The organism is Martelella sp. (genome assembly GCF_984369615.1).
Window position 1 is genome coordinate 1 of sequence record NZ_CFHTCS010000462.1, and the last position, 2,910, is coordinate 2,910.

The 2,910-nt window shown below is 60.1% G+C and carries 5 protein-coding genes; all 5 read right to left on the reverse strand.

Annotated elements, in window-relative coordinates; all coding sequences use genetic code 11:
• Window positions 1–59: 59 nt before the first annotated feature.
• The gene (gene rplJ, locus AC5DC2_RS22195; protein ID WP_024707358.1) at window positions 60–578 is read right to left on the reverse strand and encodes a 50S ribosomal protein L10; all 519 of its coding nucleotides are present in this window, start codon (window positions 576–578) and stop codon (window positions 60–62) included.
• 342 nt (window positions 579–920) lie between these two features.
• Window positions 921–1,616: a 50S ribosomal protein L1 gene (gene rplA / locus AC5DC2_RS22200; RefSeq protein ID WP_491700058.1), complete on the reverse strand. Its 696-nt coding sequence runs from the start codon at window positions 1,614–1,616 to the stop codon at window positions 921–923.
• A gap of 5 nt (window positions 1,617–1,621) precedes the next feature.
• The gene (gene rplK, locus AC5DC2_RS22205; RefSeq protein WP_491700059.1) at window positions 1,622–2,050 is read right to left on the reverse strand and encodes a 50S ribosomal protein L11; all 429 of its coding nucleotides are present in this window, start codon (window positions 2,048–2,050) and stop codon (window positions 1,622–1,624) included.
• A gap of 143 nt (window positions 2,051–2,193) precedes the next feature.
• Window positions 2,194–2,724, reverse strand: a complete 531-nt coding sequence (nusG, locus tag AC5DC2_RS22210) for a transcription termination/antitermination protein NusG (protein WP_024707355.1) — start codon at window positions 2,722–2,724, stop codon at window positions 2,194–2,196.
• A gap of 22 nt (window positions 2,725–2,746) precedes the next feature.
• Complete coding sequence (secE, locus tag AC5DC2_RS22215; RefSeq protein ID WP_491700060.1) at window positions 2,747–2,908, reverse strand: preprotein translocase subunit SecE; 162 nt, start codon at window positions 2,906–2,908, stop codon at window positions 2,747–2,749.
• Window positions 2,909–2,910 lie beyond the last annotated feature (2 nt).

Sequence of the window (2,910 nt, forward strand, 5' to 3'; positions counted from 1 at the left end):
TTCCTTCAGTGTGTTTGGTTCGAACTGGGTCGAAATTTCATAAACAGCGAAAAACCGCCTCAAGCGGCTTCGTCCTTCGTGGCGTAGGCGTTGAGCACGCGGGCAAGCTGGCTTGCCGGTGCAGAAGCAATCGTCGCGATACGCGTTGCCGGGGTCTGGATCATACCAACCAGCTTCGCACGCAGCTCGTCCAGCGAAGGCATCGTCGCAAGCGACTTGACGCCCTCGGCATCGAGCACGGTTGCCCCCATGGCGCCGCCGATGACAACGAGCTTGTCGTTGGTCTTGGCGAAATCCATGCAGACCTTCGGAGCCGTCACCGGGTCATCGCAATAAGCGATGAGCGTCTGACCTGTGAACAGGTCAGCCATTCCCTCGGACTCCGTACCCTGAAGGGCAATCCTGGCCAGGCGGTTCTTCGCGACTTTGACAGTGCCGCCCGCTTGACGCATCTTCGAACGAAAATCGTTCATCTGCGCGACGGTGACACCGGCATAGTGGGCCACGACAACCGAACCGGAAGCCTTGAAGACTTCGTTCAGTTCCGTGACGAATTCGCGTTTTTCCGCTCTTTCCACTGCCTATCTCCAGTTGACAGGACCATTGACGGACCTGTCGGTTGCCTTTGCCGCAAGGGACTTGATTTGACCCAAGATCCCAAGCGACGCTCGAGGATCCTGCCCCCTTCGGCGCGCGATTTCTCAAGCACCTAGGCACACCAGGTTCGAACCGAACTAAACCGCGGTAGGCTTGACCGCCAGCGGTAAAATTGGGTCTCACCCGTCTCATGCAGGCATTGAATTAAGGTTGCCCACCTGCAATCTCGGACAGGAAACCGGGATTTTCGTCCCGGCTGTTTTCCGGGCCCTGGAGCCCGGAAACTTTTCACCGGAAAGCAATCGCTTCCGGAAACTCAAAACTTAAGCGTTGACCGACGAGAAGTCGATCTTGACGCCCGGGCCCATCGTCGACGACAGCGCGACGCGCTTGACGTAGTTGCCCTTGGCGCCGGCCGGCTTTGCCTTGACCACGGCATCGGCGAAGGCGCGGATGTTTTCTTCCAGCGCGCTGGCATCAAACGAGGCCTTGCCGACGCCGGCATGCACGATGCCGGCCTTTTCGACGCGAAACTCGACAGCGCCGCCCTTGGAGGCTTCGATGGCCGCCTTGACGTCCATCGTCACGGTGCCAACCTTCGGGTTCGGCATCATGCCGCGGGGGCCAAGCACCTTACCGAGACGGCCGACGAGCGGCATCATGTCCGGGGTCGCGATGCAGCGATCGAAGTCGATATTGCCGGCCTGGACCTGCTCGACGAGATCTTCCGCGCCGACAATGTCCGCACCGGCTTCCCTGGCTTCATCAGCCTTCGGGCCGCGGGCGAACACGGCAACGCGAACGCTCTTGCCCGTGCCGTTCGGCAGGTTGACGACGCCGCGAACCATCTGGTCGGCGTGACGCGGGTCAACGCCGAGGTTCATCGCGATTTCGATGGACTCGTCGAACTTGGCGACAGCCCGTTCCTTGACCATCTGGACGGCCTCGGAAAGCGGGTAGAGCTTGTTGACGTCGATGCCCTCGCGGGTCTTCTGGATACGCTTTGCAATCTTCGTCATGGCAATCAACCCGTCACTTCCAGGCCCATGGCGCGGGCAGAACCCTCGACCATGCGCATTGCGCCTTCGATATCGGCGGCGTTCAGGTCGCTCATCTTGGCTTCCGCGATCTTGCGGACCTGCTCGGAAGAGATCGAACCGGCGCTCGCCTTGCCCGGGGTCTTGGAACCCGACTTGATCTTCGCTTCCCGCTTCAGGAAGTAGGAGACCGGGGGCTGCTTCATGACGAAGGTAAAGGACTTGTCCTGGTAATAGGTGATGATTACCGGGATCGGCATGCCCTTTTCCATTTCCTGCGAGGCGGCATTGAACGCCTTGCAGAATTCCATGATATTGATGCCGCGCTGACCAAGCGCCGGACCGATCGGCGGGGACGGGTTTGCCGAACCTGCCGGGACCTGCAACTTGAGCTGGCCTGCAACTTTCTTAGCCATTACTCTGCCTTTCTCATCTCGGACCGGCGGGCCGGCCCATCATGCCGGCACCTGCCGGCGGCTGCGGTTGCGTGGTGCGGGATTGATGGACACCGGCTAAGCGCCCTGCCCTTCCACGCGAAATTGCCCCGAGGGGCAAAAGCTCAAACTTTTTCGACCTGGGCGTATTCCAGCTCGACCGGCGTTGCGCGGCCGAAGATCGAAACCTCGACCTTCAGGCGGGCGCGTTCCTCGTCGACATCCTGGACGACGCCGTTGAACGACGCGAACGGGCCGTCGGACACGCGGACATTCTCGCCGATCTCGAAGGATACGGTCGCCTTCGGGCGCTCGACGCCCTCCTGGACCTGACCGAGAATGTGCTCGGCCTCGGAGTCCGGGATCGGAACGGGCTTCTGGTCGCTGCCGAGAAAACCGGTTACCCGCGGCGTGTTCTTGATCAGGTGGAAGACCTCGTCATTGAGGTCCGCCCGCACCAGAACATAGCCGGGAAAGAACTTGCGTTCCGAATCGACCTTGCGGCCGCGACGGACTTCAACGACCTTTTCGGTCGGAACGAGGATACGATCGAAGAAATGATCGAGGCCCTTCTGCTTGGCCTTCTCCTCGATTGCCTCGGCCACCTTCTTCTCGAAGTTGGAATAGGCATGAACAATATACCAGCGCATCGCCATAGTGCTTCTCCCCTTTTCCCGATCAGGCGCCGAGATTGAGGACGAAATTCATCGCCAGGCTCATCAGCTGATCAGCCGCGAAGAAGAAGAACGCTGCCACGACAACCATCACCATGACCATGAGAGTCGAGATCACAGTTTCGCGCCGGGAAGGCCAAACGACTTTGGCCGTCTCAGCGCGCACTT

Bases quoted from the DNA above. Each gene is read 5' to 3' on its own strand.
- rplK (WP_491700059.1), bottom strand. From the start codon at position 2,050: ATGGCTAAGAAAGTTGCAGGCCAGCTCAAGTTGCAGGTCCCGGCAGGT.
- rplA (WP_491700058.1), bottom strand. From the start codon at position 1,616: ATGACGAAGATTGCAAAGCGTATCCAGAAGACCCGCGAGGGCATCGAC.
- nusG (WP_024707355.1), bottom strand. From the start codon at position 2,724: ATGGCGATGCGCTGGTATATTGTTCATGCCTATTCCAACTTCGAGAAG.